Annotated in this window: 25 protein-coding genes and 2 pseudogenes; 18 read left to right on the top strand and 9 right to left on the bottom strand. The window is 66.0% G+C overall.

The genetic code is table 11. The features are described from left to right. Positions 1-45: 45 nt before the first annotated feature. Entirely contained in the window at positions 46-342 is a 297-nt protein-coding gene (locus A5698_RS29335) for a Clp protease/crotonase-like domain-containing protein (RefSeq protein ID WP_231967329.1), read from the top strand. Here the strand turns inward: A5698_RS29335 and A5698_RS07170 are convergent. After that, positions 246-722 (bottom strand): annotated as a pseudogene (locus tag A5698_RS07170) (enoyl-CoA hydratase/isomerase family protein); the annotation flags it as partial. The gene A5698_RS29335 and the pseudogene A5698_RS07170 overlap by 97 nt on opposite strands. A gap of 87 nt (positions 723-809) precedes the next feature. Between A5698_RS07170 and A5698_RS07165 the strand changes: the two are divergent. From A5698_RS07165 to A5698_RS07150, 4 genes are read left to right on the top strand one after another with little or no spacing between them, the layout of a single operon-like run. Then, positions 810-1,226, top strand: coding sequence for an SRPBCC family protein (locus A5698_RS07165; RefSeq protein WP_231967327.1), 417 nt, complete (start codon positions 810-812; stop codon positions 1,224-1,226). A gap of 39 nt (positions 1,227-1,265) precedes the next feature. Beyond that, the gene (locus A5698_RS07160; protein WP_068294961.1) at positions 1,266-2,585 is read left to right on the top strand and encodes an amidohydrolase family protein; all 1,320 of its coding nucleotides are present in this window, start codon (positions 1,266-1,268) and stop codon (positions 2,583-2,585) included. Then, the gene (locus tag A5698_RS07155; protein ID WP_068294956.1) at positions 2,582-3,775 is read left to right on the top strand and encodes an acyl-CoA dehydrogenase family protein; all 1,194 of its coding nucleotides are present in this window, start codon (positions 2,582-2,584) and stop codon (positions 3,773-3,775) included. The genes A5698_RS07160 and A5698_RS07155 overlap by 4 nt, the downstream gene beginning before the upstream one ends. Continuing rightward, positions 3,765-4,814, top strand: a complete 1,050-nt coding sequence (locus A5698_RS07150) for an acyl-CoA dehydrogenase family protein (protein ID WP_068294954.1) — start codon at positions 3,765-3,767, stop codon at positions 4,812-4,814. The genes A5698_RS07155 and A5698_RS07150 overlap by 11 nt, the downstream gene beginning before the upstream one ends. Before the next feature lie 3 nt (positions 4,815-4,817). Here A5698_RS07150 and A5698_RS07145 read toward each other — a convergent pair whose 3' ends face one another. Continuing rightward, positions 4,818-6,032 carry a cytochrome P450 gene (locus A5698_RS07145; RefSeq protein ID WP_068294952.1) on the bottom strand — a complete coding sequence of 405 codons (1,215 nt, stop codon included), beginning with the start codon at positions 6,030-6,032 and terminating at the stop codon, positions 4,818-4,820. Positions 6,033-6,163: 131 nt separating this feature from the next. Here A5698_RS07145 and A5698_RS07140 point away from each other — a divergent pair, with 131 nt between their 5' ends. From A5698_RS07140 to A5698_RS07130, 3 genes are read left to right on the top strand one after another with little or no spacing between them, the layout of a single operon-like run. After that, positions 6,164-8,233: a CoA transferase gene (locus tag A5698_RS07140; protein WP_231967326.1), complete on the top strand. Its 2,070-nt coding sequence runs from the start codon at positions 6,164-6,166 to the stop codon at positions 8,231-8,233. 29 nt (positions 8,234-8,262) lie between these two features. Further along, positions 8,263-8,469 (top strand): hypothetical protein, encoded by a 207-nt coding sequence (locus tag A5698_RS07135; protein WP_231967325.1) that lies wholly within the window; start codon positions 8,263-8,265, stop codon positions 8,467-8,469. Further along, positions 8,466-9,584 carry a thiolase family protein gene (locus A5698_RS07130; protein WP_068294944.1) on the top strand — a complete coding sequence of 373 codons (1,119 nt, stop codon included), beginning with the start codon at positions 8,466-8,468 and terminating at the stop codon, positions 9,582-9,584. Before A5698_RS07135 ends, A5698_RS07130 begins: the two co-directional genes overlap by 4 nt. A 3-nt stretch (positions 9,585-9,587) precedes the next feature. Here A5698_RS07130 and A5698_RS07125 read toward each other — a convergent pair whose 3' ends face one another. Next, positions 9,588-10,820, bottom strand: coding sequence for a CaiB/BaiF CoA transferase family protein (locus tag A5698_RS07125; protein WP_231967324.1), 1,233 nt, complete (start codon positions 10,818-10,820; stop codon positions 9,588-9,590). Between the two features lie 79 nt (positions 10,821-10,899). Between A5698_RS07125 and A5698_RS07120 the strand changes: the two genes are divergently transcribed. The 4 genes from A5698_RS07120 to A5698_RS07105 are packed head-to-tail and all read left to right on the top strand — an operon-like array spanning position 10,900 to position 14,995. After that, the gene (locus A5698_RS07120) at positions 10,900-12,123 is read left to right on the top strand and encodes a CaiB/BaiF CoA transferase family protein (protein ID WP_067082173.1); all 1,224 of its coding nucleotides are present in this window, start codon (positions 10,900-10,902) and stop codon (positions 12,121-12,123) included. Next, the gene (locus A5698_RS07115) at positions 12,099-13,343 is read left to right on the top strand and encodes a CoA transferase (protein ID WP_353651810.1); all 1,245 of its coding nucleotides are present in this window, start codon (positions 12,099-12,101) and stop codon (positions 13,341-13,343) included. Before A5698_RS07120 ends, A5698_RS07115 begins: the two co-directional genes overlap by 25 nt. Next, positions 13,340-13,795, top strand: coding sequence for a VOC family protein (locus tag A5698_RS07110; RefSeq protein WP_067082168.1), 456 nt, complete (start codon positions 13,340-13,342; stop codon positions 13,793-13,795). The genes A5698_RS07115 and A5698_RS07110 overlap by 4 nt, the downstream gene beginning before the upstream one ends. 3 nt (positions 13,796-13,798) lie before the next feature. Then, positions 13,799-14,995, top strand: coding sequence for a cytochrome P450 (locus A5698_RS07105; protein WP_068294937.1), 1,197 nt, complete (start codon positions 13,799-13,801; stop codon positions 14,993-14,995). On the opposite strand, the gene A5698_RS07100 is transcribed toward A5698_RS07105, so the two are convergent. Further along, positions 14,988-15,788, bottom strand: coding sequence for an SDR family NAD(P)-dependent oxidoreductase (locus A5698_RS07100; RefSeq protein WP_067082162.1), 801 nt, complete (start codon positions 15,786-15,788; stop codon positions 14,988-14,990). The two genes, A5698_RS07105 and A5698_RS07100, sit on opposite strands and share 8 nt — an antisense overlap. Positions 15,789-15,866: 78 nt before the next feature. Between A5698_RS07100 and A5698_RS07095 the strand changes: the two are divergent. From A5698_RS07095 to A5698_RS07085, 3 genes and pseudogenes are all read left to right on the top strand, one after another. Next, positions 15,867-15,947: pseudogene (locus tag A5698_RS07095) on the top strand (ferredoxin); the annotation flags it as partial. Between the two features lie 15 nt (positions 15,948-15,962). Further along, positions 15,963-16,997, top strand: coding sequence for an acyl-CoA dehydrogenase family protein (locus A5698_RS07090; RefSeq protein ID WP_068294934.1), 1,035 nt, complete (start codon positions 15,963-15,965; stop codon positions 16,995-16,997). A 3-nt stretch (positions 16,998-17,000) separates the two neighbouring features. After that, positions 17,001-18,143, top strand: a complete 1,143-nt coding sequence (locus A5698_RS07085) for an acyl-CoA dehydrogenase family protein (protein ID WP_068294930.1) — start codon at positions 17,001-17,003, stop codon at positions 18,141-18,143. Here A5698_RS07085 and A5698_RS07080 read toward each other — a convergent pair. After that, the gene (locus A5698_RS07080; RefSeq protein ID WP_067082288.1) at positions 18,126-18,320 is read right to left on the bottom strand and encodes a hypothetical protein; all 195 of its coding nucleotides are present in this window, start codon (positions 18,318-18,320) and stop codon (positions 18,126-18,128) included. The genes A5698_RS07085 and A5698_RS07080 overlap by 18 nt on opposite strands. A 114-nt stretch (positions 18,321-18,434) precedes the next feature. Between A5698_RS07080 and A5698_RS07075 the strand changes: the two genes are divergently transcribed. Beyond that, a complete protein-coding gene (locus tag A5698_RS07075; RefSeq protein ID WP_068294929.1) occupies positions 18,435-19,730 on the top strand; it encodes an amidohydrolase family protein in 1,296 nt (431 codons plus the stop codon). Between the two features lie 9 nt (positions 19,731-19,739). On the opposite strand, the gene A5698_RS07070 is transcribed toward A5698_RS07075, so the two are convergent. Genes A5698_RS07070 through A5698_RS07060 form a run of 3 tightly spaced genes read right to left on the bottom strand, consistent with a single transcriptional unit; the run spans position 19,740 to position 21,966 of the window. After that, positions 19,740-20,678, bottom strand: a complete 939-nt coding sequence (locus A5698_RS07070) for an SMP-30/gluconolactonase/LRE family protein (RefSeq protein WP_231967323.1) — start codon at positions 20,676-20,678, stop codon at positions 19,740-19,742. Then, a complete protein-coding gene (locus tag A5698_RS07065) occupies positions 20,660-21,181 on the bottom strand; it encodes a nuclear transport factor 2 family protein (RefSeq protein ID WP_068294926.1) in 522 nt (173 codons plus the stop codon). The genes A5698_RS07070 and A5698_RS07065 overlap by 19 nt, the downstream gene beginning before the upstream one ends. After that, positions 21,178-21,966 (bottom strand): SDR family NAD(P)-dependent oxidoreductase, encoded by a 789-nt coding sequence (locus A5698_RS07060; protein WP_068294923.1) that lies wholly within the window; start codon positions 21,964-21,966, stop codon positions 21,178-21,180. Before A5698_RS07060 ends, A5698_RS07065 begins: the two co-directional genes overlap by 4 nt. Before the next feature lie 80 nt (positions 21,967-22,046). On the opposite strand from A5698_RS07060, the gene A5698_RS07055 reads away from it, so the two are divergent. Further along, on the top strand, positions 22,047-23,399 hold the full coding sequence (locus A5698_RS07055; protein ID WP_068294918.1) for a phosphotransferase family protein: 1,353 nt from the start codon (positions 22,047-22,049) through the stop codon (positions 23,397-23,399). A 57-nt stretch (positions 23,400-23,456) separates the two neighbouring features. Further along, positions 23,457-23,750: a hypothetical protein gene (locus A5698_RS07050; RefSeq protein WP_068294915.1), complete on the top strand. Its 294-nt coding sequence runs from the start codon at positions 23,457-23,459 to the stop codon at positions 23,748-23,750. Here the strand turns inward: A5698_RS07050 and A5698_RS07045 are convergent. Next, on the bottom strand, positions 23,737-24,314 hold a 578-nt coding region (locus tag A5698_RS07045), incomplete at its 5' end, for a cytochrome P450 (RefSeq protein WP_156670636.1). The two genes, A5698_RS07050 and A5698_RS07045, sit on opposite strands and share 14 nt — an antisense overlap.

The following is a 24,314-nucleotide window of genomic DNA, read 5'->3' as shown; positions in this document are numbered from 1 at the left end:
CCGCTGGCCCTGCTCAAGCTCGGGCCGAACCGCGGTTATGAGGCCATGATCACGGGGCACAGGGTCCCCGCCGCCGAGCTGCGCGAGTGGGGAGTCGCCGCGTCGGTGGTTCCCGCCGAACGGCTGCACGACGAGGCGCTGCGGTATGCCCGCGCCATCGCCCACCATTCGGCGGACGGGCTGATGGTCGGCAAGCACGCACTCATCACGTTCTGGCACGCGGTCGAGAATCCGGCGAAGCCGATACGGGCCTGCGGGCGCGCCAGGTACATGTCGTCCGCGACGACCAGGATGTCGGCGGCAAGGGCGAGGTTCATCCCCGCCCCCAAGGTCGCACCCTGACATGCGGCGATCACCGTCTTCGGAAACTCCAGCCAGTTCGTGAGGTGGCGGTGCAGCCTGCGCGCGTTGCCCATCCGGGCCGTCTGGGGCAGCTTCTTGCCCTTTGTCAGGCCGGCCTTTTCGACGGGGAGCCTGCGGACGTCGTCACCGCTACAGAAGTCCTTGCCGTCAGCGGCCAAAATGACGACCTTTACATCGTCGTCGTTCTCGGCTTCGTCGAGATGTTTCTTGAAAAGCGTGTGCATATCGGGCGACAGGATCGCGTTGCGCCTGTCAGGCCTGCTGATCGTGATCTGCGCAATGTGCCGTTCGATGACGTCGTAGCGGACCCAGTTCTCGTCGACCTCGATATCGCCCGCGGTCCCATCGTCAGCGCTCACCACACCCCGATTCCACGCAGCAGATTGTACATCTGAACATATTCCGCTCTATTGTTACATAGATGATAGGGTCGCCACGTGCCGACGATGACTATCAGCAAGGACGTCGCGGCAAGCGCCGAGGCGGTGTGGGCGATACTCGCCGACTTCGCCGATGTCCGGTGGATACCGGTGATCAACGACGTCGAGATCGAGGGTGACGGTCCGGGCATGAGCCGCAAGATCCGCGGCTCCACCGAGGGTGAGCCGACGGTCGAGACGCTGCTGTGGATTCGGCCTGCGCAGAGACAGATCGCCTACCGGATCACCAACAACCCGCTGCCGGTCAGCCACTTCGAAGCCGTCGTGTCGGTAACCGAATCCGAAGGCCGCGACTGCCGGGTCGGCTGGGAGGTGGAGTACGAACCATCCGCCGACGACGCGAGTGCGCGGGAGAGCATCGAACTGGTTTACGGGATGATGGCCGACTGGCTGGCGACCGCGGCGACCAACACCGCCACGTAGTCTTGGAACAGATATACAGCATCTGTTCATTAGTCTAGAATGTTGCCGGTGATCGACCCCCTGGACCTCGTGCTCATCAGCGTCGACGACCACACCGTCGAACCTCCCGACATGTTCAAGGGCCGGGTCCCAGCTCGATTCGCCGACGACGCCCCAAAGATCGTGCAGGACAACGACGGTGTGTGCTACTGGGAGTACGCGGGGCTGCAGATGCCCAACATCGGACTCAACGCCGTGGCGGGCCGGCCCAATGACGAATGGGGCTTCGAACCGTCACGCTTCGAGGACATGCGCAAAGGCTGCTACGACGTCGGCGCCCGGGTCGACGACATGAACGCGGCGGGTGTGCTGGCGTCGCTCTGCTTTCCCTCGTTCCCCACCATCTCCGGAGCGCTGTTCACCTACCGTGGGGAGCGAGACATCTCCGAGTTGATGGTCCGCGCGTACAACGACTGGCACATCGAGGACTGGTGCGGTCGGCATCCGGACAGATTCATCCCGATGGGAATCCTCCCGCTGTGGGACCCTGTGCTCGCGGCAGGCGAAGTCGCGCGCCTCGCCGCGAACGGATGTCGTGCCGTAACCGTGCCTCAGCACATCGGGAGCTACGGCCAGCCACCATGGCAGGACCCACAATGGGACCCGCTGTGGGAAGCGGTGTGCGAACACGAAACGGTCGTCAACATCCACATCGGCACCGGCGGCGGCGTACCTGTCCCGTCGGACCAGACCACCTACCTCGCGTACAACTCCATGCTGGCGATCGACACCATGAGGTTCACTGCGGACCTGCTGTTCTCCCCCGTCGTCGTCAATTTTCCGACCATCAAGTTCGCCCTCTCCGAAGGCGGCATCGGATGGATTCCGTTCCTGCTCGAGCGGTTCGAGGACATCTACTCCCGGCAGCGTGCGTGGACCGGTGACGATCTCGGTGAAGGTCTGACCCCGACGGACGTCTTTCGACGCAACTTCATGTCGTGCTTCATCCGCGATCGCGTCGGGATCGAGATGCGCGAGCGGATCGGGACCGAGACCATCTGCTGGGAGATGGACTACCCACACTCAGACAGCAGCTGGCCGGATGCGCCCGAGCAACTTGCGGCGCAACTCGAAGGATGTTCGCCCGACGAGGTCGAGGCGATCACCTGGCGAAATGCCGCGCGCGCCTACGGGTACGACGGTGTCGAGCGTCTCGGACGGCAAAACTGCACGGTGGGCGCACTGCGGGAGAAGATCGCGGGTCTCGACCTGTCGGCGCCGAAGGTCGATGCGGGCCGCGCACCCAAGGCCGGCACCACCGCGATCACCTACGGCGAGATGAAGGAGCGGATGGCGTCGATCATCCGCGGCGGCACGTGACCGAACGCGACTACGGTGTAGCCCTCACCGACGCGGATCGTGCGTTCCGCGACGAGGTTCGCGCCTTCCTGTCCTCGTCGCTGACTCCCGACCTGCTCGACCGGGACGGCGGCGAGACCACTCGCCTCGATCGGATGCGGATGTGGCAGAGTCGACTGCACGCTGCGGGACTGGCGGCGATCTCCTGGCAGACGGAGCACGGCGGACGCGCCGCGACACCGACACAGCAGCTCATCTTCAACGCGGAGATGGCCGCTGCCCGCGCCCCGGAGCCGATCAACCGCAGCGCCATCAATCAACTCGGCCCGACGATCATCCAATGGGGTAGCGACGAGCAACGAGAGCGCTATCTGCCCCGAATCTTGTCGGCGGAAGATGTTTGGTGTCAGGGCTTTTCCGAACCCGATGCCGGCAGCGATCTCGCAGCCCTGAGAACCAGGGCTGTCATCGACGGCAACGAACTGGTCATCACCGGGCAGAAGATCTGGACATCGAAGGCCTCCTACGCGAACTGGATCTACCTGCTCGCTCGGACCGATCCGAGCGCCGAGAAGCGAGACGGGATCAGCTTCATCCTGGCCGACCTGGCCTCACCCGGCATCGAGGTCCGCCCGATACGTCAGATCACCGGCGCCGCGGAGTTCAACGAGGTGTTCTTCGACGCGGTGCGGGTACCGCTCGCCAACGTCGTCGGACCGCTGCACGGCGGATGGAAGGTCGCGAAGTCGACGCTGGGCTACGAGCGGGTCGGCCAAAGCCGCACGCATCGGATAGAGCGCCGACTCGACATCTTGGTCAAGATGGCCCAGAAACCGAACGCCCTGACCGACAGGGGCTTTGCCGACTCCTATGTCGCCGACCGAATCGCCCGGTACGTGGCTCAGGTCGAGGCGCTGCGCCAGATCGCCGCACAGGCCACCGCCGCCGGCGTGCGCGGGGTCAGCCCGGGGCCGGAAGCGTCTGTCGCCAAACTGCTGACGTCGGAGGTGGACCAGTCGATGGCCACGTTCGGGCTCGAACTGGCCGGGCCGTCCGGCGTGCTGGAACGCGGATCGGCCGGGGCCGCCAAGAAGGGCAACGTCGCCACGAGCTATCTGCTGATGCGGGCGGCCACCTTCGGTGCCGGAACGTCGGAGATCCAACGCAACGTCATCGCCGAACGACTCCTGGGGCTGCCCCGTGACCCCTGACATCACCGTCTCGCTCGCCGAGATCGCCGATACAGCAGCCGAAATCGCCGCGCTTCACCAATCGGCGCACGACATCATGGGCCAGGCCTGGTCGGTGGAACGCACTCGCTCGCTGCTGGACGGGTCGGCGTTCGACGAGATCTTGTGGAACACTGTCCGCGACCTGGGCTGGCCCGACGTGCTGGTGGCGGAAGACCGCGGCGGCGCGGGCGGAACCCTGCGCGAACTGGCCGTGTTGAGCGAGTCGGCCGGATTCGTCGCGGCTCCCCTGCCGCTGGCCGCCACGGCCGCCGCGGCGTGGTGCGAGAGCAACTGCGTCGACGGAGTCGCCGTCGTGCTGCCCGAACCCGCAGCACTCACGGGTGAGACAGTCTCGGGCGCATTCGGTTTCGTTCCCTACGGCGGTGTCGCCGCCCGCTTCACCGTCCTTGCCGAAGCCGACGAGTCGTCGGTGCTCGGCATTGTTGACGCCTCCGGGCCCGGGGTCACCCGGACACCGCTGACGCCGCTCGATCGCACTCCCGCCGCGCTCGTCACGCTCGACGATGCGCCGATCCGCGCTATCGCCGACGGTCCTGGAACTGCGCGCCGCTATCGCGAAACGGTGATGCGCTGGCGCGTCGGGCTGGTCGCCGAACTGGTCGGTGTTGCCGGGGCCGCCAACGCCGCCGCGACCGAATACGCGAAGGTCCGCGTGGCTTTCGACCGGCCGATCGGTGCGTTCCAGGCCATCAAACATCGCCTTGTCGACCAGCGATCGGCGATCGAGGTGGGCCGTGCACTCGTCAACCGGGCCGCCGACGCATGCGATCAAGGCCATCCGGATGCAAGCGCATTGGTCTCGTTGGCGGCGTTCTGGGCCCTCGACGCGTTACGCGCCGTTCCAGAAGGAGCCACGCAGGTGTTCGGCGGCATCGCCTATACCTGGGAGCACGAGGCTCACGTGTACCTGCGCCGCGCGGCGACCCTGGCCGCATCCATGGGGTCACGCGCAGCCCATCGCGAGGCGATCACCGATTGGCTGGCCACGCGCGGCTGACACTCAGCGATAGTCGAGGGTGACGTCCAACCGGTCGAAGGTGTTGACCAACGACGATTTCCGCTTGATCCGCTGACCCGTCACGCGCACTGCCTTCGCGCGTTTCAATACCTCGGCGAGTACGAATCTCGCCTCGCGCCTCGCAAGGGCAGCCCCCATGCAGAAGTGCTCTCCGACACCGAAACCGAGATGTCCCGCCGCGTCGGTGCGCATGATGTCGAAGTCCTCGGCGGTGGGTCCCCAATGGTCGACGTCTCGATTGGCCGACGCGTACGCCATCAGCAGACCTTGACCCTCGCCGATGGTCTTTCCCCTGACCTCCACATCCTTCGCGGCCTGGCGCGCCATGCTCATCACCGGCGTCCACCACCGCAACGTCTCCTCGACCGTGTTCTCGGAGTGCGACGGGTCGGCGAACAGCTTCTCGGCCTGGTCGGGATGCAGATCCAGGCATTGCACCAGCCCGGCCAACAGGCTCTGAGTCGTCTCACTTCCCGCGGCAAGCAGCGTCATGGCGTACACCATGATCTGCACTTCGTTGAACGGTTCGCCGTCGATGCGCACCTGCGTCAGCATCGTCAACAGATCGTCGCGTGGATTCTTCGCCCGTTCGGCGGTCAGACCCAACAGGTACGGGGCGATCTGATCGAAGATCACCTGGAAGTCTTCATCGGTGGCCAGACCACTGCCGGCCTTGGCGATGGTCGTGGCCCATGACGCGACTTGGGACCAGTCGGGCTCCGGCACACCGAGGAAGTACGAAAAGATGTACACGGGAATGGGTTCGGCGATGTGCTCGATCCAGTCGAACTCACCGTCGGGAAGCTTGTCGAATGCCTCGGCGACGACCTGCTGTACGCGGTCTTCCATCTTGGCCACCGCCGACGGCGTGAATCGGACACCGATCGCTTTTCGATGCGCGCGGTGCTCGGGCGGATCCATGAACATGATGCCGCGGCTTCCGAAACCCTGCGGATCGACGCCTTGCCGGTGCGCGATCAGATCCATCATGATCGCGATGCGTTCCGACTTGAACTTCTCCGGCCGCGCCGAGATTGCCTTCACGTCGTCGTACTTCGTGACGACCCAGAACTGACCCTCGTCATACCAGTGCAGCGGATCGGTCTCCCGCAGCTCGCGGAACGCGGCATTGGGGTCGCCGAGGTAGAACGCCGGATCGTCGAATCGGGCTTCGGACAGTCCAGTGGGCGTCGCCATGCTATGAACAATAGAACACAGACTGTGAATTTGTGAACAAGTAGTCCGTCCTGGCCACGCCGTCGGATAGTGGACGCAATAAGACGAATATTGTTCAATTGTGCAGCAAGCCGCAGAACAGGAGCGCACTCGTGAGCCAGAAACCCGCCACAACGGATTTCCTGGCCGATGTGCGCGTGCTGCAGCTCGGCGACGGTATCGCGGGTTCGGCGGCCGCCGCACTGCTCGCGAGCCTCGGCGCTGACGTCAGCAGGATCCCGGGTCGGCGAGTGCGCCGGGCGGGGCCGGTCCTGGCGGGGCCACACGGGCCCGTCGCGGCTGTCGATGCGGTACTCGATCACCGCAAGCGGATCCTCGACTCGGGCGCCGATCCGGTGCAACACGCCCGCGCGGCCGACATCGTCATCGTCGACGGCGCTGCCGTCCCGAGTATCGACGGCCCAGCCGTCGTCGTGGAGCTTTCACCCGTCGGGTCTGCAACTGAGCACCCCGGCGGTGAACTGGTCGCTCAGGCGAGCGGCGGGCTGCTGGCCACGATCGAGGACGGCGACGGCCGACCGATGCCCGCCCCCGGTTACGTCGCCCTCAAATCCGCCGGTGCCGTCGCCGCTCTGGCGGCGTTACACGGGCTGGACCGTCGCAACGACACGCTGACGGCGGTTCATGTCGACGTCTCCATCCAGGAGGCGGTGATCTACACCGCCGCGCTGCCCGAGTGCGCGCACGTCATGTACCGCTGCCCGGGCCGCGCGGGCAGCGGGCGCTACCTCGCACCGTCTGGCGTGTTCACCTGCCGGGACGGGCTGGTGCGCATCACCGCGGTGGAGAACCATCAGTGGAAGGGCCTGCTGGCGGCGTTCGGCAATCCGGGCTGGGCTCTCGGCCTCGACGAACGGCCGGCACGCATCGAACATGCCAACCTGATCAACGCCAAGGTCACCGAGTGGACTCGCGAGCGCCGCAAGGCCGACTGCGCCGCCGTGCTACAGGCCAACGGTGTCCCGTCGACGCCTGTGAACCGACCGGACGAGCTGCTTGACTCACCACAACTGGCACACCGAAACTCCTTGATCCGGACGCGTATCGGTGATCGCGACGTCACTGTCCTCGGACCTCCGTGGCGAACGACATGCGGGGCGATGGGCGAACGCCGGCCCGGCGGCCTGCGCGGGTTACGCATCGCTGAGCTCACACACGTGTTGGCCGGTCCGATCATCGGCTCTCTGCTGGGCGCGATGGGAGCGACCGTCGTGCGCCTCGAGGACCTCGACCGACTCGACATCTACCGGCGCAGCGGCCCGTTCGCCGACGGCATCGCCGGTGTCGAGCGCGGTGCCTACTACGCGGTGGCCAACCACTCCAAGCGCAGCGTGCTGATCGACCGCGACAACGCGGTCGGCGATGTCGCCGCTGCGCTGTCGGAAGCCGACGTGGTGATCGAGAATGTCGGGTCGTCTCGGCTGGACCGGCTACGCGTCGCACCGGCCGAACTCGCCGCCTCGGGCCGGCTCGTGATGCGCGTGTCGGGATTCGGATCGGATGGCCCACTGGCCGGATATCGCGTGTACGCCAACAATGTCCAGGCCTACGGCGGTCTGGCGGGCCTGACGATGGGAACGAACGGAGAACCCGCCCGGTTGGGCACCGTGCTGGCTGATCCGCTCTCATCAGTCGTGGCGGCGGTGGTCGTCGCGGCATGGGCGGTCGGACCGCGCGCCGATACCGGTGCCGTCGTAGATCTCTCGATGTCGGAGGTCGTGGCATCCACGGTTTCCGAATACGTCGCGGCCGCGTCGACCGAGCAGCTGACGGCCGATCCGACGGTGCGTCGCGCGGTGCACCGCAGCGCCGACTCCCATTGGGTGGCAGTCGAATTGAGCGGTGACGAATCCGTGAACTTCCACGACGGCGAGCTAGCCGAGCGGATCGGGTCATCGCAGGCAGAGGACGCCGCTGCCGAGTTGGCCGGAGTCGGTGTCGGCGCCGCGGTGGTACGCAGCGCCGACGAACTGGTCGTCGACCCCCACCTGGCCGCGCGGGAGTTCTTTCCCGAGATCGCTCACCCCGATCCGGAACTCGGCACCGGCCGCCTGGTCGGCCTGCCGTGGCGGTTCGCCGGGGAGGGGCCGGTCCCGCTGGGACCGCCTCCCGCACTCGGTAGTACACCCGCCAGCGCACTCTACAAGAGGACGACCGTGTGACAACGTCACGATCTGCAACCTCAGCGACGGTGTGGTCATCGACCTTCGTGCCGTCGAAGTCGCCCTACCCCGAATTCGGCCAGGACGGCTACAGCGTCGCGTGGGTCGACACCGACACCGGACGCTTCCAGGTTCTCGTCGACGGCGCCAGGCCCGCATCCGGCACCGTCGGCCACCTCGTGCAGGTGACATTGGGCGACGACACCGTCGAGATGTTCGTCGCGGATCCGTCATGACGGGGGTCCATATCACCGGGATCGGTGTCACCGAGTTCGGCAAGCACAGCCAGACCCCGCTGGCCGACCTGGGTGTGGCGGCCGCCGAGAAGGCGCTCGCGGATGCGGGCATCGAATACGACGCGGTCGGCGAGGTGTTCACCTCCTCCGCGCTCGCGGGCCCACAGATGGGGTTGGCGGTGGCACACCGGCTGGGCCGCACCGGAATTCCGGTGACCGCGCTGGAGAGTGCGTCCGCAGGCGGAATGGTCGCCCTGCGGCATGCGGTGTGGGCGGTCGCATCCGGTCGCTGCCGTACCGCGCTGGCGATCGGTTACGAGAAGACGACCGCCCTGGAACCGGGTGGTGTGGTTCCGGCGGCGGTCGGCTTCTGGGACCGATTCCCACCTCAGCTGCACTACGCGATCGAGGCGGCGCGCTTCCTGCACGAGACGGGCTGTGGACCGGAGGCCATCGCCGCCGTTGCCGCCAAGTCGTACAACCAGGCTCGGCTCAACCCCCTTGCAGCGCGGCGCAATCCGGAGCCGGTGACGGTGGACGACGTCCTCGGTGCGAGGATGGTCGCCGAACCCCTGACGAAGATGATGTGCCACGCGTCGGTCGACGGCGGGGCCGCCGTCGTGGTGTCCGCCGACCCGGCCAAGCGGTCGGTGTCAGTGCTGTCGATCGAACAAACCAGCTGGCCTGACGATCCACATTGGCCAGTGACGGGACCCGTCGTGGGCCCCCCATCCCAGATCACGCTGACCGCCAAGCGCGCATACGCCGACGCGGGTGTGGACCAGCAGGACGTCGGGGTGGTGTCGTTGCACGACATGTGCGCCAGCGAGGAGATCACGGCGTTGGTCGCGCTGGGTCTGGCCGACTCCGCCGGCGTGATCAAACTCATCGAGTCCGACAGTCTGGCGTCGGACGGCGTGCTGCCGACCAACACCGACGGCGGGTGCATTGCGCGTGGCCATCCGATCGGCGCAACCGGTCTGGCGCAGACCGCGGAGGTCGTCAGCCAGCTTCGCGGAGAGGCTGGTTCGCGTCAAGTCGCGGACCCGCGGACGGGCCTCGCTCAAGCGGTGGGCGGCGGGGGGTCCTGCGTCGTGGGTCTGCTCCGCGCATGACCGTCAGGCGATGGCGCCGCTCTCCTTGAGCGCCGCGATTCGGTCCCAGTCGCCCCCGAGCTCGAGTATCAGTTCCTCGGTGTCGGCGGCGAATTCAGGCATCGGACTCAGCTGCAGCGGGGTCTTGTCGAACAACACCGGACTCGCGACGAGTTCAAAGCTCCCGCTGTCCGTTTCGACGGCGGCGATGGCGCCGTTGGCACGAACTTGGGGATCGGCGGCGACCTCGACGGTGTTCTGCACCACCGACCATTGACCGTCGAAGCCGTCGAGCACCTTCCGCCAATGCTCGAGTGGTCGCGCCGCGATGGCCTCTCGGATGACCTCGGCGGCCAGGGCGGCATTCCGGGCGAGGGACTCGTGGCTGGCGAACCGTTCGTCCTCGGCGAGTTCGCCGACCCCGATGCGTCGGCAGAACTCACCGAAGAAGCGGATGCCCTGCAGCATCGACAAGCCGAGGAAGCGGCCGTCGCCGGTGCGATAGAAACCAACCAGCGGATTGTTGGGCGCGACGTTCGCACCCGCGGTGTTGGACACCCATGGTTGGCCGCTCACCAGCGCGGCGTTGATCGCGACTCCCGACGCCCATACGCCCACACCGAGCAGCGAGATGTCGACGACCCTGGCATGTCCGGTCCGCTCGCGCTCGAACAACGCGGCGGAGATGCCGCCGGCGATGGTCATGCCTCCGATCGAGTCGCCGTACGCCGGACCGGGCTGCGGTACAACGCCTTCGAGATCGCTGGGTGTCGATCCCATCGCGCCCGCGGCGCGGCTCCAGAACGCGGTCATGTCGTAACCGCCGATGTCGGATTCGGTGCCGAGCGGACCGTAGGCGCTGCCGCGCGCATAGATGATGTCCGGATTGACCGCGCGCACGTCCTCGACATCGATCTTCAATTTCTTGCGCGCGTCGGGCAGAAAGTTGGTGAGGAACACGTCGCTGGTGCGCGCAATCTCCATCAGCAGTTCATGGCCATCGGGGGTGGACATGTCGATAGCCACCGACCGCTTACCGCGGTTGGCGTGTTCCATCACCGGATTTCGGTCGCCCTCGATGGTGATGTGGCCGAGGTTGCGCAGCCCGCGTTGGGAATCGCCGGTACGCGGGTGCTCGATCTTGATGACGTCGGCTCCCCAGTCGGCCAGCACGGCGCCGGCTGCGGGAACAAACGTCCACTGCGCGACTTCGAGCACGCGCACGCCCTTCATCGGCGCTGGGGCACCTGATGTCATCTAAACCCTCCGAGATTGTGGCCGAGGCCATGGTACTGAACAATAGAACACTTTCTGTCTAGCTGCTATTGTCCATTGCGTGACGGGAGCGTTGTCCCACCTTCGCGTGTGTGATCTGAGTGGCCAGCTCGCGGGCGCGGGAGCCACCAAGATCCTCGCTGCGTTCGGCGCGGAGGTGATCAGGGTCGAAGATCCCGCGACCCGGGGTCTATGGGATGCGCTGCGCGGTGTCGGCCCCTACGTCGACGAACGCCGCGGCGTCAATCTCGGCGCCGGGTTCAACAACCACAACGTGGGTAAGTCGGGGGTGACGATCAACATCCGCACCGACGAAGGCAAAGACCTGCTGCGCGAACTGATCGCCATCAGTGACGTCGTCTGCGAGAACTTCGCGGCCGGTGTCATGACGAAACTCGGCTTCGGCTATGGCGAACTGCGACAGCTCAAGCCGGACATCATCTATGTCTCCAACTGCGGGTTCGGTCACACCGGCCCCTATCGCGACTTCAAGACCTGGGGACCGATCGTTCAGGCGGTCAGCGGCTTGACGTTCACCGCGGGGCTGCCGGACACCGAACCGGCCGGTTGGGGATTCTCCTATATGGACCACGTCTCGGCGTTCTACATGACGACAGCGATCCTGGCGGCGCTGCATCACCGCGAGCGGACGGGCGAAGGCCAGCATGTCGATCTGGCGACGGTGCCCGCGGGCATCGCGATGCTGCCCACCGAGGTCCTCGACTGGACCGTCAATCACCGTTCGACGGCGCCCGGCGGCAACAGGGCCGACTTCGACGAGATGGCGCCACACGGCATCTACCCCTGTCTGGGCGAGGACCGCTGGATCGCGATCGCATGTCGAGACGATCGCGAACTCGGGTTACTCGCGAAGGTTATCGACGAGCCGGAGTTGGCGACGGACCGTTTCGCCACGCTCGATCGGCGTCTGCAAGCCGCTGACGAACTGGACCGATTGATCGGTTCTGCGACGGCAACCCGGGATGCGGCGATGCTCGCCGACGACCTCATTGCGGTCGGAGTTCCGGCCAGCGTGGTGAAGAGCCCGCGGGAACGGATCGATGACGATCGCGATCTCGCGCAGATGAAGCTCTTCCCCGTGGTGCCCCACCCGGACATCGGTGACGTTCGCGTCGAAGGCATCCCGATGCGGTTGTCGGCGACGCCCTGGCAGATCACCTCGGCGGCACCGCGACTGGGACAACACAATCGCGAGGTGCTTTCGGGTCTGCTCGGCCACTCCGACGCCGAACTCTCCGACTGGGCACAGCGAGGTGTGATCTGAGCGCGCTGGACGACCTGCGCGTCGTCGAACTCACCGACCAGTTCACCCCCGTAGGTGGGCGGGTCCTGGCCGAGCTCGGCGCCGACGTAATCGTCGTCGAGCCACCCAACGGGTCGACGCACCGTCGCCGTCCCCCCTTCGTCGATGACGCGCCAGGTGTCGACCGAAGCCTGCGTTGGTGGTCAGGCAACGTCGGGAAGCGTTCGGTGACAATCGATCTGGTATCCGATTCAGGTCGGCGGTCTCTCGAGTCGCTCATCGCCACCGCCGACATCGTGATCGCAGGCGGTGACCAGTGTGAGGGTGTCAGTTACGACGTATGCCGTACCCGTGACGCCCGGCTGATATGGGTTTCGGTCAGCGCATTCGGTCTGGGCAGTGCGCGCGCCGGACAACAGGTGACCGACCTGACGATGCTCGCGGGCGGAGGTCCGATCTGGAACTGCGGATACGACGACCGCACCGTCCCGCCGATCAGAGGTGCGGGCGATCAGTCCGCCAATATCGCCGGAATGTACTGTGCGATGGGGGCACTCGTCGCGCTCGCGCACCGCGACCACACCGGGCAGGGTCAACTGGTCGACGTCAATGTCACCGCCGCCTGCAATGTCACATGCGAGCAGACGACATACCACTGGCTGGTGAACCAGGACGTCTGTCGGCGCCAGACCGGTCGGCACGCCTATCCGACGCCCAGCTCTCCGGTGCAGGTCCGTTGCGCCGACGGTCATTACGCGACCACCGGCGTGCTTCCTCGCAAGCAGGAGGACTATGCGCGGCTGCTCGCCTGGCTTGACGAACTCAACCTCACCGAGGAATTGCCGGAAGCGGTGTTCCTCGAGATGGCAGCGGCACGGGACAAGCCGGTGGATCTCGCACTGATCGGTGCCGATGACGAGACGACGGCGATACTCAGCGCAGCCCGCGACGCCATTCGGCTCATCGCCTCGCGGCTACCCGCCAAGGAGTTCTTCGTGAGCAGTCAGCGTCGCGGCTTTGCCTGCGGCGCTGTCCTACCGCCCGATGAGGCGTTCGAGGACGAGCACACCGTCGCGCGGGGATTCCACCGGCGCTTGGAGCATCCCGAATTGGGCAGGACGGTCACCTACCCGGGCACGCCGTATCTGTTCAGTGAGACGCCGACGGTTGCCGCGGCCCGCCCACCGCTGTTGGGTGAACACAACGATCTCCTCGACGACCTGCTCGAACGGCGGCCATGAGCGACGGGCACCGCCTCACCCATATCGGCCTCTGCGTACGAGACATCCGACGCTCAAGGGAGTTCTACTGCGCTGCACTTGGTTTCACCGAGGTCGGAAGCATGAGGGTCGATGACGATGCAAGTGCGCAGCTGCTCGATGTTCCTGGACTGGTAGTGGATCTGGTCTACCTGCAGCGCGACGGATTCCGTGTCGAGCTGCTCGGGTACGCCGAACCCGGAACCGTCGGCGAACCGGAATGCCGGCCGATGAATCGACTCGGCTTCACCCACTTGTCCTTCCGGGTGAACGACGTCGACGGCATCGTCGACGCGATCGTCGCGCACGGGGGTCGCGTAATCCCGGAACGCTCGGTGAACTTCGGCGGCGGCAACCTCGGCGTGATGGCCACCGATCCCGACGGCAATCTGCTCGAACTCATCGAACGCACTCCACGGCAGACAGGTGATTGAATCATGGTGCCTGCGACAAACGAGTTGGTGTATTCACCGTTCTCCAAGGCGATCTTCGACGATCCGTATCCGGTGTACCGTCGGCTGCGCGACGAGGCTCCGGTCTATCGCGATCCCGAAAACCGGTGGTGGGTGCTGTCCCGCTTCGAGGATGTCGCCGATGCCCTTCGCGACTGGCCGACGTACTCGTCGAAACTCGGGCCCGCGCCCGAGAACCCCGACGACGATGGGCGCAAGTACTCGGTCATCTCGATGGATCCACCGCGCCACGACCGGATCCGCGGTGTCCTGAAGGGGTTCTTCACGCCCAAGGCCGTCGCCGCCATGGAGGACGCTTTACGAGCGGTCGTCGACCACCACCTCGGCCGGTTGCGGCCGGGCACCACGGTCGACGCGATGGAGGCGTTTGCGTTCTCGATCCCCACCGACGTCATCGGCGACCTGCTCGGGGTCCCGCAGTCCGACCGCGAGCAGCTTCGCGTGTGGTGGGAGGCGTTCTTGACCCGCCACGAGGGCGAGGTCGCCATGCCGGCCAGTGCGATCGAGGCCAACCGCAAGATCAGCGCCTACATCGGCGATCTCATCGAGCAGCGGCGTGAACGCCCCGGCGACGATCTGATCAGCATCGTGCTCAGCGCGACGTTCGACGATCCGGAGAGCGGCGGTGAGCGTTCGCTGACGCCGCATGAGGTCCTGATGTTCGCCAACCTGCTGTCGGCGGCGGGGTCGGAGACCACGCAGAAGCTGATCTCCAACGGTCTGGTGGCCCTGCACGAGCATCCGGAGCAGTGGCGGCGAATCGTCAACGACCACAGCCTTATTCCGACAGCGGTCAACGAGGCACTCCGATACGACACACCGAGCCATTGGGTCGCGCGCACCCTCACCCGGCCTGTGGAGAAGCACGGCGTGAGCATGCAAGCCGGCGACTGGGTGCTACTCCTGCTCGGCAGCGCCAATCGCGACGAGCGCCGCTACGACGATCCCGACCGTTTCATCCTCGACCGTCCGCGCGGCACCGACGTCTATTTCGGCTGGGGCATCCACATCTGCCTCGGTCAGTGGCTGGCCCGCCGGGAAGCGCAACTGGTGTTCGAGTACGTCGCCAAGAAGTTCCCGAATTACTCCATCGGCGCCCGTGAGCGAGTCTTGACGGCGACGGTGCGCGGATATACGAGCGTGGAGATGACGCTCAGGTAGCGCCGAACACGCCGGGAGACTGCGAGTAGTCGACCGTGGACAGCTCGGTCATCCCGCCATCGACGTGCAGGACCGTTCCCGTGACGAAAGACGCGTCGTCACTCGCCAGAAACGCCACCGCGGGAGCGATCTCAGAGTCCGGATCGGCTCCGCGCTTCATCGGCGATGCCGCCGCGGTGCGGGTGTAGTTGTCCCACTCGGTGCCTATCATGTCGCGCTGAACATCGGTCAGCGCGAACGGACACAGCGCGTTGACACGAATGCCATGGCGCGCCCACTCGTTCGCGGCCACCTTGGTCAAGGCCTGAATTGCGCCTTTGGCAGCCGAATACGGTGCGGTGTAGGACATCCCGCCGAGCGCGGATCCCGACACGAAGTTGATCACCGACGCCCTACCGGAGGCCTTCAGCGCCTCGAAGGCAGTCTGCATGAACCGGAATGTCGCCTTGGGACCGGTCGCTTCCGACAGTTCCCAATCCTTGTCGGTGACCAGTTCGAGTGCCTTGGGCATGGCGAAGTACTGGGCGGCATTGACGAGGACGTCCAGCTTCCCGTCGACGGCGGCCGCGGCGGTTGCGGCCGCGATGTCCTCGCGCTTGGCCACGTTGGCCCGGACGAAGGCGGCGGTGCCACCCCCGGATTCGATGAGCCCGACGCACTCGTTCGCTTTGTCCTCGTTGAGGTCGACGATCGTCACCCGCGCACCCTCGGCGGCAAGCCTGCGGGCGATGGCCCGCCCCAAGCCCTGGGCACCACCCGTGACAAGCGCATTTCGATTCTCCAGCCGGGACAAGCCGCGCCTCCCTAGGTTGAACAGTTGAACATTATTCGTTCTATCATCCAAGATGGTATCCGAACGAGGAGGGACTGGATGCGCGTCGAAGTGGATCGCGAACTGTGCGAGTCCAACGCCGTCTGTGTGGGTATCGCGCCCGACGTGTTCGAGCTCGACGGTTGACCGCTACCGATGTACATCGGCCTGACCGACGAGCAGAAGCTCCTCAAGGACACCGCATCCGGGCTTGCGGACCAGCTGGCGACCACCGATCCGAGTGACATACCGGCCGGCGACGTCATGGCTGAGCACTGGCGTCACGTCGTCGAACTGGGCGTGCCGACGCTGCGCTCCCCCGGCCTGTGCGGCCTAAATGCCAGTGGTGTCGAGACGGTCGTCGTCATCGAGGAACTGGCACGCACTCTCTGCGCGGTACCGGTCGTCGGTCAGGCGATCCTGGCCACCGAGCTGTTACAGGCCGCCAAGGCGGAGAAACAGCTGGAACTCGTCGCCGAGGGAACTCTGCGCATGGCACCGGTCCTCACCGCCGATCTGCAGCGCTTCGGTACGACGGGAACCGACGGCGTGGCGGTCGATGCCGCCGGCGCCACCCACGCCCTGGTGGCCAGCGAGTCCGGCGGCGTCCACCGCCTGCACAGCGCGCCACTGGATGCCGCCGACAAGGAGGGGCTGGACCTCACCCGGGCGCTGCAACGTATACCTGCCGACCCCGGAACGCCGGTCGGCGATCCGATCGACGAGAGCCGATGGCGACGTGTCGAGGCGCTTGCGCTGACCGCCGTGGCCGCGGATCTGCTCGGCGTCATGCAGGGCGCACTCGATGACGCGGTGCGCTACGCCCAGGACCGCGTGCAGTTCGGCGTCAAAATCGGCTCCTTTCAAGCGATTCAGCACATGCTGGCGGATGCGTTGGTCAGCGTCGAGGGGACCCGCAGCTGTGTCTGGCACGCGGCTTGGGCCATCGATCACCTGCCGCTCGAGGAAGCGCTGTTGGCCGCGATGACAGCGAAGGCGTACGCGGCGGCGGCGGGTCGTGACGTCGTCGACACAGCCGTGCAGGTGTTCGGCGGTATCGCCATCACCTGGGAGCACGTCACGCATCTGCGGGTACGCCGAACGTTGTTGGATCGTCGGTTGTTCGGCGACGAGACCGCGCAGTACGAAGCCATCGCGGCGATGCGACTGGCGAATGAGGAGTTGGCGTAGCCGATGGACTTCAACGACACCCCCGAGGAAGCGGAATTCCGGGCGCGTCTCCGACAGTGGCTGCGGGAGCACAGCGCCGACGCCGCCATCCCCGACGATCCCGCGGCGCGCGCGGACGCTCAGAACGCCTGGCACCAGACGCTGTACGAAGCCGGCTACATCGGGCTGTCGTTTCCCGAAGAATACGGCGGCCACGGTCTGCCACCCATCTACGAAGCCATCCTCAACGACGAGTTGGGGCGCGCAGGTGCGCCGCCCATCGAAGGCGTCGGCCACCTCAGCAATGCGCTGCGACTGTTCGGGTCCGATGCGCAGCGCGCCGAACTGCTGCCCGCCCTGCTGTCCGGCTCGGTGCGCTGGTGCCAGGGGTTCAGCGAACCGGAAGCGGGATCGGATCTGGCGAGCCTGAAGACCAGGGCGGATCTCGTGGAGGTGGACGGTCGCCAGATGTTTCGGGTCATCGGCCGCAAGATCTGGACCAGCTTCGCCGCCGTCGCGGACTGGTGTTTCCTGTTGTGCCGCACCGAACCTGATGCGCCGAAACATCAAGGCATCTCGGTTCTCCTCGTCCCGATGTCGACGCCGGGGATCGACGTCAGACCCATCGTCAACGCCGCGCGCAACCGTGAGTTCGCCGAGGTCGCGTTCGACGACGTCGATGTTCCAGTGGAGAACCTGCTTGGTGACCGCGGTGCGGGCTGGTCGATCGCCAACCAACTGCTCGCCTACGAACGCGGACCGAGCGACATCAACTGGATCAGCAGATTGTCACGGCAACTGCGCGACCTCGAACAGCAGGTGCGCACCGGCCGGCTTGAGAACTCCCCGATGACGCGGGTGCGACTCGGTCGCGCCTACACAGAGTTGCGCGCCCTCCAAGTCAAGGTGCAGCGCTCACTGAGCGATCGACAGCGCGGAGCCCTTCCGGGCCCGGAGGGATCGATCGACAAACTGCTGATGACCCGCGCCGACCAGACCTTCGGTCACACGATGATGGACCTCACCGACAGCCGGCCCCTGCTCGCCGAGGGACTCGAGTGGGACATCTACGTATGGTCGCGGGCGGCCGGGATCTACGGCGGTACGGCGCAGATCCAGCGCAACATCGTGGCGCAACGAGTGCTGGGTCTACCGCGCCCGAAGTGACGCGTACGCCTCTTCGAGGGCGGCCAGGCGGCGAAGCGTGACCTCGTCGGCCTCGCCGGCCTCCACCTTGCCCTTGACCTCGGCGATCTCGGCAGCGAGCCGCTCGGCGGCCTCGCCGCGCGTCAGCAGGTCCTGATCGGCCCAGTCGTCGTGCGGAATGCGATCCCCGGGATCCATCGGCGCCTCCTTGCCACGGTTGAGTTCCCGCACCACTGCGCGGTATAGTCAATTGAGCAATTATTGTCTAATTGTTCAACCAAGCCTATCAGCCGGAAGGACTGGGAACGAGCGATGCCGCTGCAACCCTCGATGAAGCTGCTCTCGGTCGATGACCACCTCATCGAACCCCCGCACGTCTGGTCCGACCGGCTGCCCAAGAAGTATCTGCACGACGGGCCGCGAATCGTGGAGTTCCCGCGGGAGGGCAAGCCGCCGATGCATCAGTGGGTCTATGAGGGGCGCGCCTATCCCAACATCGGGCTCAACGCGGTCGCGGGCAAGTCTCCCGAGCAATTCGGTGTGGACCCGGTGCGGTACGACGACATGATCCCCGGCTGCTACGACCCGAAGTCCCGACTGATCGACATGGACATCGACGGTGTCCACGCGATGCTGTGCTTCCCGTCCTTCCCCCGGTTCTGCGGTACGGTTTTCCTCGAAGGCACCGACAAGGATCTGGCGCTGCTGTGCGTGCAGGCATGGAACGACTTCTCGATCGACGAGTGGTGCGCCACCGATCCGGCTCGGTTCATCCCGATGATGATCACCCCGCTGTGGGATACCGGGTTGATGGTCAGGGAGATCGAACGCATGGCCGCCAAGGGTTGTCGCGCCGTGGGGCTGCCCGACAACCCGATGAATCTGGGCCTGCCGAGCTTCCACACCGCGCACTGGGATCCGGTGTGGTCCGCCCTGGAGGAGACCAACCTGACCGCGGTCATGCACTTCGGTTCCGGCGGCATGCCGCCCGCCACCGCGCCGGAGGCGCCGTTCGCCGTCATGGTCACGCTGATGGGCACGACGTCGATGTCGGCGGCCGTCGAGCTGGTGTTCTCCCCCGTCTTCCACAAACACCCGAATCTGAAGGTCGCGTTCTCCGAGGGCGGCATCGGGTGGATGCCGTACATCATCGAGCGGGCCGACTACGTCTGGCGCAAGCACAAGTACTATCAGAACATCCATCCGACGGTCGCACCGTCAGAGCTGTTCCGCCGCAACATCACCGGCTGCTTCATCGAGGACGAGGTGGGTGTCGGCCTGCGCCACCTGATCGGAATCGACAACATCACCTGGGAGTGCGACTACCCGCATTCCGACTCGTTCTGGCCGAAGAGCCGGGCCCGCGCCGAGGAGATGCTGGCCGGCGTTCCCGATGAGGACGCGCACAAGATCGTCGAACTCAACACCCGCCGTTGGTACGCGTTCCCCGAGGAGGGGTTCACGTCCTGCACGGCCGACTCCGGCTGGCGGCCCCACGGCGGCAATCCGCCGGAGTACGACTATGACGCCGTGATGTCCGACCACGGTGGCGTCGGCTACGGAGCCTTCATCCAGAACCTCGTCGACCAGATGGCCAACAAGGAGTAGCCGCGCGCACTATCGTATGCCCGCGACTCCCAACCAGTTTTCGACCATTACGAGCCGACCCGACGAGGCGAGCGTCAGATAGAGCGTCGACTCGTCGGTGCCCAGCGTCATGTTCGTGGTCATCGGATCGTCGGCCGGGATCGCGCCCAGCGATTCTCCGGCTGCGGAAAAGACCGTCACCCCGCCGGTCCCAAGGGTCGCCACCAGGATCCGTCCCGCTGAATCGACACACAGGCCGTCCGCGCCGCCGACGTTGAGCGGCCCGCCACTCGGAACGGTCGCCAATCCCCGTGCCCGCCCGATCATTCCGGGTCCGTCGAGCTCGAACTCCCAGATCCTTCGCGTCCGCGTTTCGGCGACGTAGAGCTTCGACTCGTCGGGTGAGAGCGCCACACCGTTGGGCATCTCCAGCGGGAAGACAACCTCCCGCAGATTCCCGTCGACGGTGCCATACAACAGGCCCGTGACGTCTCGTGTGCGTCCCCTTGTCGTCCCGCCGTCGGTGACGTAGAAGCCCCCCGCCGCGTCGACACACACATCGCTCGGCCGGATAAGTGGCAACCGTTGACCGTCGTGGGTGGTGAAGTCAGTCGTGAGCGTGCCAATTCGACCGTCTGTATCGACGACCTGAAGCTGAGGTGTCAGCGGCGCGGCCGCGGGTCCGATCGGCCGGAACAGCTGTGCGGCCCCGGGAAAGCCGTAGGGCCACGGCCCCATACCGAACGTCGAGCCGCCGTTCTGGCAGACAACGAGACGGCCGTCGGGCAGCCGGGCGATCCCGTTCGGCCCACCGCCGGTGTCGGCGACCTTCTCCCTGGTGCCGTCCGGTCGCACCCGCGTGATGCACCCGCCGGCGATCTCCGACACCAGCACCGACCCATCCGCCTCCGCGATCGGGCTCTCTGGGAACGCCAGCCCGCTGGCGAGAATCACGGCTGTCCTGCCCACCACGCGTGGAACACATTGTCGGACAGTGGAATATCTCCGACACCGATCTGGCCGGCGGGCCAGTTCGCCGCCGGTTGGCGCAGCGGCGACTCGGGATGGCCAACGCCGTACCACAGACGGTGTTTGCGGTGCAGGAAGAGCCACCGGTTGTCGCGGCGCTCGTAGCGGTCGTCGTACCTGATGAGCTGCTCGACGAAGCCGTCCGCCTCGGTCTGGGCGAAACAGAGCACCCATACCTGGCCGTGAGCGCGGACGTCGTCGTCGAAATCGATCAGATGGTTTGCCACCAGGGTGACCGCGAACGGGCATCCGTCGAGGCTGTGGGTCATCAGTCGGCGCAATGCGTCGGGGCCGTCGCCGAATTCGCCGAAGCGGGCATCGGGCGAGTACAAGTCGACCATCGCTTCGACGTCTCGTGCTTCGAGCGCGGCCGCATACCGGTAAGCAAGCTGACGAATCTCGTCGCGCGCCACCAATTGCGCGACCTGATCGCGGTGAGTCATCCGCCTCCCGTCACGTTGATGTCCTGGCCGGTGATCGCCGACGCGGCATCCGAGGCCAGCCAGATGGAGACGTCCGCTACCTCGTCCGGGCGGATCAGTCGGCCCATTTTGGTCGACGCGACCAGCCTGCGTCGCACCTCGTCCGGACTCACCCCATCGGCGGCCGCCCGCCGGGCCAGGTAGTTGTCGACCAACTGACCCTCTACCGTGCCGACCACCAGGGTGTTGACCCGGATCCCGGCGGTCCCCACTTCCAGTGCCAGCGTCTGCCCCAGTGCGCTCAATGCCAGCTTGGCCGCGGCGTAGTGGGCCTTGTGCGGTTGCACCGTACGCGCCGCGGCCGAGGACAGAAACTGGATATTGCCACTCCTGGCCGGAATCATCGCCTGCCGCAGCGCCTCTCGCGACAGCACCATCGGCGCGACGAGATTGGTTGCGAGGACCTCGTTCCAGTTATCGACGGTGGCTTCGGCGACCGGCTGGTCGGTGCCCGGCACCGCGGCGTTGTTGACCAGCACGTCCAGGCGTCCCCATCGCGCCACCGTCTCGGCCACCGCTTCCGCGCACTGCTTCTCGTCGCGGATGTCGGCGACCAACACGAGCGCCTCGCCGCCCGCCTCGGTGACCGCGGCGGCGGTCGCGTTGAGTTCATCGGAACGTCGCGCGACCAGCGCTACCCGCGCCCCAAGCTCCGCGTAGCGACGCGCCAGGACACGGCCGATGCCGCCGCTGGCACCGGTGATCAGCGCGACGGTATCAGCGAAGTCCACGCGGAGCGGGCTCATGATGCCTCCAGTGTGGTCGCTGCCGTTCGACGGCGGCGTATCCGGATATTACGACAGCACACTGTCTGTACTATTGTCCAGTGACTGAACGCGACATGGACCGTGTCGTAGAGGACTGGATTTCGGCGAATATCGGAACGGTGTGCGCCATCGAACGCCACCAGCGTTGGCGGCCCGCGTGGTTCGTCACCGCGGACAGCGGCGATCGGGAGGTCGGCCTCTACGTCCGGGGAGATCGCGAGGGGTTCGGCTTCGCCACCGTCGCCGCGGAGGCAGAGATACTTCGGGTGCTGGAGGCGCATCAGATCCCCGTCCCCCACGTACACGGGGACATCAGCGAGGCTGGTTCTCCGGCAATGGCGATCGTGATGGACTCGTTGCCGGGAGCACCGAATCCATGCCTCGCCGACGATGCTGACGGCGTCGACGCGGTCATGGACTCGTATGTCGACGCGCTCGTGCGCGCCCACTCGATCGACCCGGCGGCGTTCGCCGCTGCGGGCCTGCGCATTCCCGACAGTCCACGTGCGCTCGCCCTCGATTATTTCGAGACATTCGTGACCCGCTATCGGGACTTCAAGCGGCGCCCGGAACCGCTGCTGGAGTTCGCGATCGGATGGCTGCGGCGTAACGCCCCGGACCACCGGTCGACCCCGTCGTTCGTTCTCGGCGACACCGGGCAGTACATGTATGCCGACGGCCGGATCACCGGCCTGATCGATGTCGAACTCGCCCACATCGGCGACGTCTCCCATGATCTCGCGGGTCTGCGATTACGCAATGTAACGGAGCCGATGGGCGACCTCGGCCGGGTACTGCGGCGCTACGAGGCGGTCTCGGGAACGCCGCTGGACCGGGCCGCGATTGAGTTCCATACCGCCAAGTTCGCGCTCTGCACGCCGCTCGGTGTCGCGATCGTTCTGCACCTGGACCTACCGCTGACCGACATCGTCCAATACATCGAGTGGTTCCTCTTGTTATCGCTGCACGCGATCGAATCGATCGCCCGGCAGGCCGACGTCGAGTTGTCGGCTGTCTCGTTACCCGAGCCGGCGCCCACGCCCTACCCCGGCGCGATCGCCGGCCTGGCCACCATGGTGGAGTCACTCGAAGTGCCGCCCGGCATCGCCGAGTACCAGCGGTCCGCTGTGGCGAAGGTTGCGCGATTCTGTCACCGCGTCAGCGAGTACGCGCACGCGGTCGACGCCGCCGACCTCGATGACATTGCCGATCTGCTCGGCAGTCGACCCGCCGACCGCGCGGAGGGCGACAAAGTCCTCGAGGAGTTCGTCCGCTCAGCGGAACCGCATCATGACTCCGCATTGATTGCGCTCGTGCACCGTCGGGTGATGCGCCAACTCCTGCTCATGGAACCGCTACTCACCGGCGGTCGGATCGGACACGTGACACCACTGAGCGAGCTGCTCGACTGAACGGTCAGCATGACACAACGCGCCACCCGCTCAATGCCGCCACAGTTAGGAGATGTTGTGACAACCACCGGACTTTCGCTCCCCCGGATCCTCGCCGGCGTCGCGGCGACCGCGTGCGGTCTTGCACATTTCGTGTGGCCGGCGAAATTCGAACCAGTCAACCGTCAACTCGGCTTCACCCGCAACACCCGCACCCACGTGTACGTCAACGGTGGAATCGAGACGGCCCTGGGTCTGACGCTGATGAGCCGCAGAACCCGCACGATCAACATCGCGCTGTCGGTGACTTACCCGATCTACCTGATGCTGAACGCATTACGCGCCAACAGGGCAGCCATCAGGCAGCGGTGAGCCTGACGGCCAATCGCGTAGGCCCACGCAACGAGCTGTGATGCGACCACGTGGTGTCGCCGACAGTATCGATTCGAGATACCCGTGACACGAGTTCGCGAAGGACGGCCTGCGCCTCCATCCTGGCGAGCGGTGCGCCCAGACACATGTGGGCACCGTAGCCGAACGCGATGTGCATCCGCGGATTTCGCTCCGCGCGGTACTGGTCGGGCTCCTCGAATGCCAGTGGGTCGCGGTTGGCCGCCCCGAACAGCAATAGCACCCGCGACCCTTTGGGTATCGTCACGCCGGCGATTTCATAGTCGGCACGCGTGTACCGGTAGAGATTCTGGATCGGCGTCGTCACGCGCAACTGCTCCTCGACCGCCATCGGAATGAGGTCGGGGTCGGCGCGAATCATGTCGTACTGGTCGGGGTTGCGCGCCAGCGTGTCGAACATGCCGCCGAGCAGGTTGGTGGTTGTCTCGTTGCCCGCGATCAGCAGGTGGATGGCGATGAGGAACAGTTGCTCGTCGGTCAGGGTGCCGTCGCTGTTGTGTTCGAGCAGCCGACCCACGACGGTGC

The sequence above is a fragment of the Mycobacterium sp. E136 genome, assembly GCF_001666865.1.
In the GTDB taxonomy this organism is placed as follows: Bacteria; Actinomycetota; Actinomycetes; order Mycobacteriales; family Mycobacteriaceae; genus Mycobacterium.
The sequence above is the reverse complement of the archived record's forward strand: the minus strand, read 5'-3'. Positions and strand labels throughout refer to the sequence as shown.

Bases quoted from the DNA above. Each gene is read 5' to 3' on its own strand.
- A5698_RS07145 (WP_068294952.1), bottom strand. From the start codon at position 6,032: ATGGCGACGCCCACTGGACTGTCCGAAGCCCGATTCGACGATCCGGCG.
- A5698_RS07060 (WP_068294923.1), bottom strand. From the start codon at position 21,966: ATGAGCCCGCTCCGCGTGGACTTCGCTGATACCGTCGCGCTGATCACC.
- A5698_RS07125 (WP_231967324.1), bottom strand. From the start codon at position 10,820: ATGACATCAGGTGCCCCAGCGCCGATGAAGGGCGTGCGCGTGCTCGAA.
- A5698_RS07165 (WP_231967327.1), top strand. From the start codon at position 810: ATGACTATCAGCAAGGACGTCGCGGCAAGCGCCGAGGCGGTGTGGGCG.
- A5698_RS07085 (WP_068294930.1), top strand. From the start codon at position 17,001: ATGGACTTCAACGACACCCCCGAGGAAGCGGAATTCCGGGCGCGTCTC.
- A5698_RS07160 (WP_068294961.1), top strand. From the start codon at position 1,266: ATGTTGCCGGTGATCGACCCCCTGGACCTCGTGCTCATCAGCGTCGAC.
- A5698_RS07130 (WP_068294944.1), top strand. From the start codon at position 8,466: ATGACGGGGGTCCATATCACCGGGATCGGTGTCACCGAGTTCGGCAAG.
- A5698_RS07110 (WP_067082168.1), top strand. From the start codon at position 13,340: ATGAGCGACGGGCACCGCCTCACCCATATCGGCCTCTGCGTACGAGAC.
- A5698_RS07075 (WP_068294929.1), top strand. From the start codon at position 18,435: ATGCCGCTGCAACCCTCGATGAAGCTGCTCTCGGTCGATGACCACCTC.
- A5698_RS29335 (WP_231967329.1), top strand. From the start codon at position 46: ATGATCACGGGGCACAGGGTCCCCGCCGCCGAGCTGCGCGAGTGGGGA.
- A5698_RS07065 (WP_068294926.1), bottom strand. From the start codon at position 21,181: ATGACTCACCGCGATCAGGTCGCGCAATTGGTGGCGCGCGACGAGATT.
- A5698_RS07090 (WP_068294934.1), top strand. From the start codon at position 15,963: ATGTACATCGGCCTGACCGACGAGCAGAAGCTCCTCAAGGACACCGCA.
- A5698_RS07080 (WP_067082288.1), bottom strand. From the start codon at position 18,320: ATGGATCCCGGGGATCGCATTCCGCACGACGACTGGGCCGATCAGGAC.
- A5698_RS07105 (WP_068294937.1), top strand. From the start codon at position 13,799: ATGGTGCCTGCGACAAACGAGTTGGTGTATTCACCGTTCTCCAAGGCG.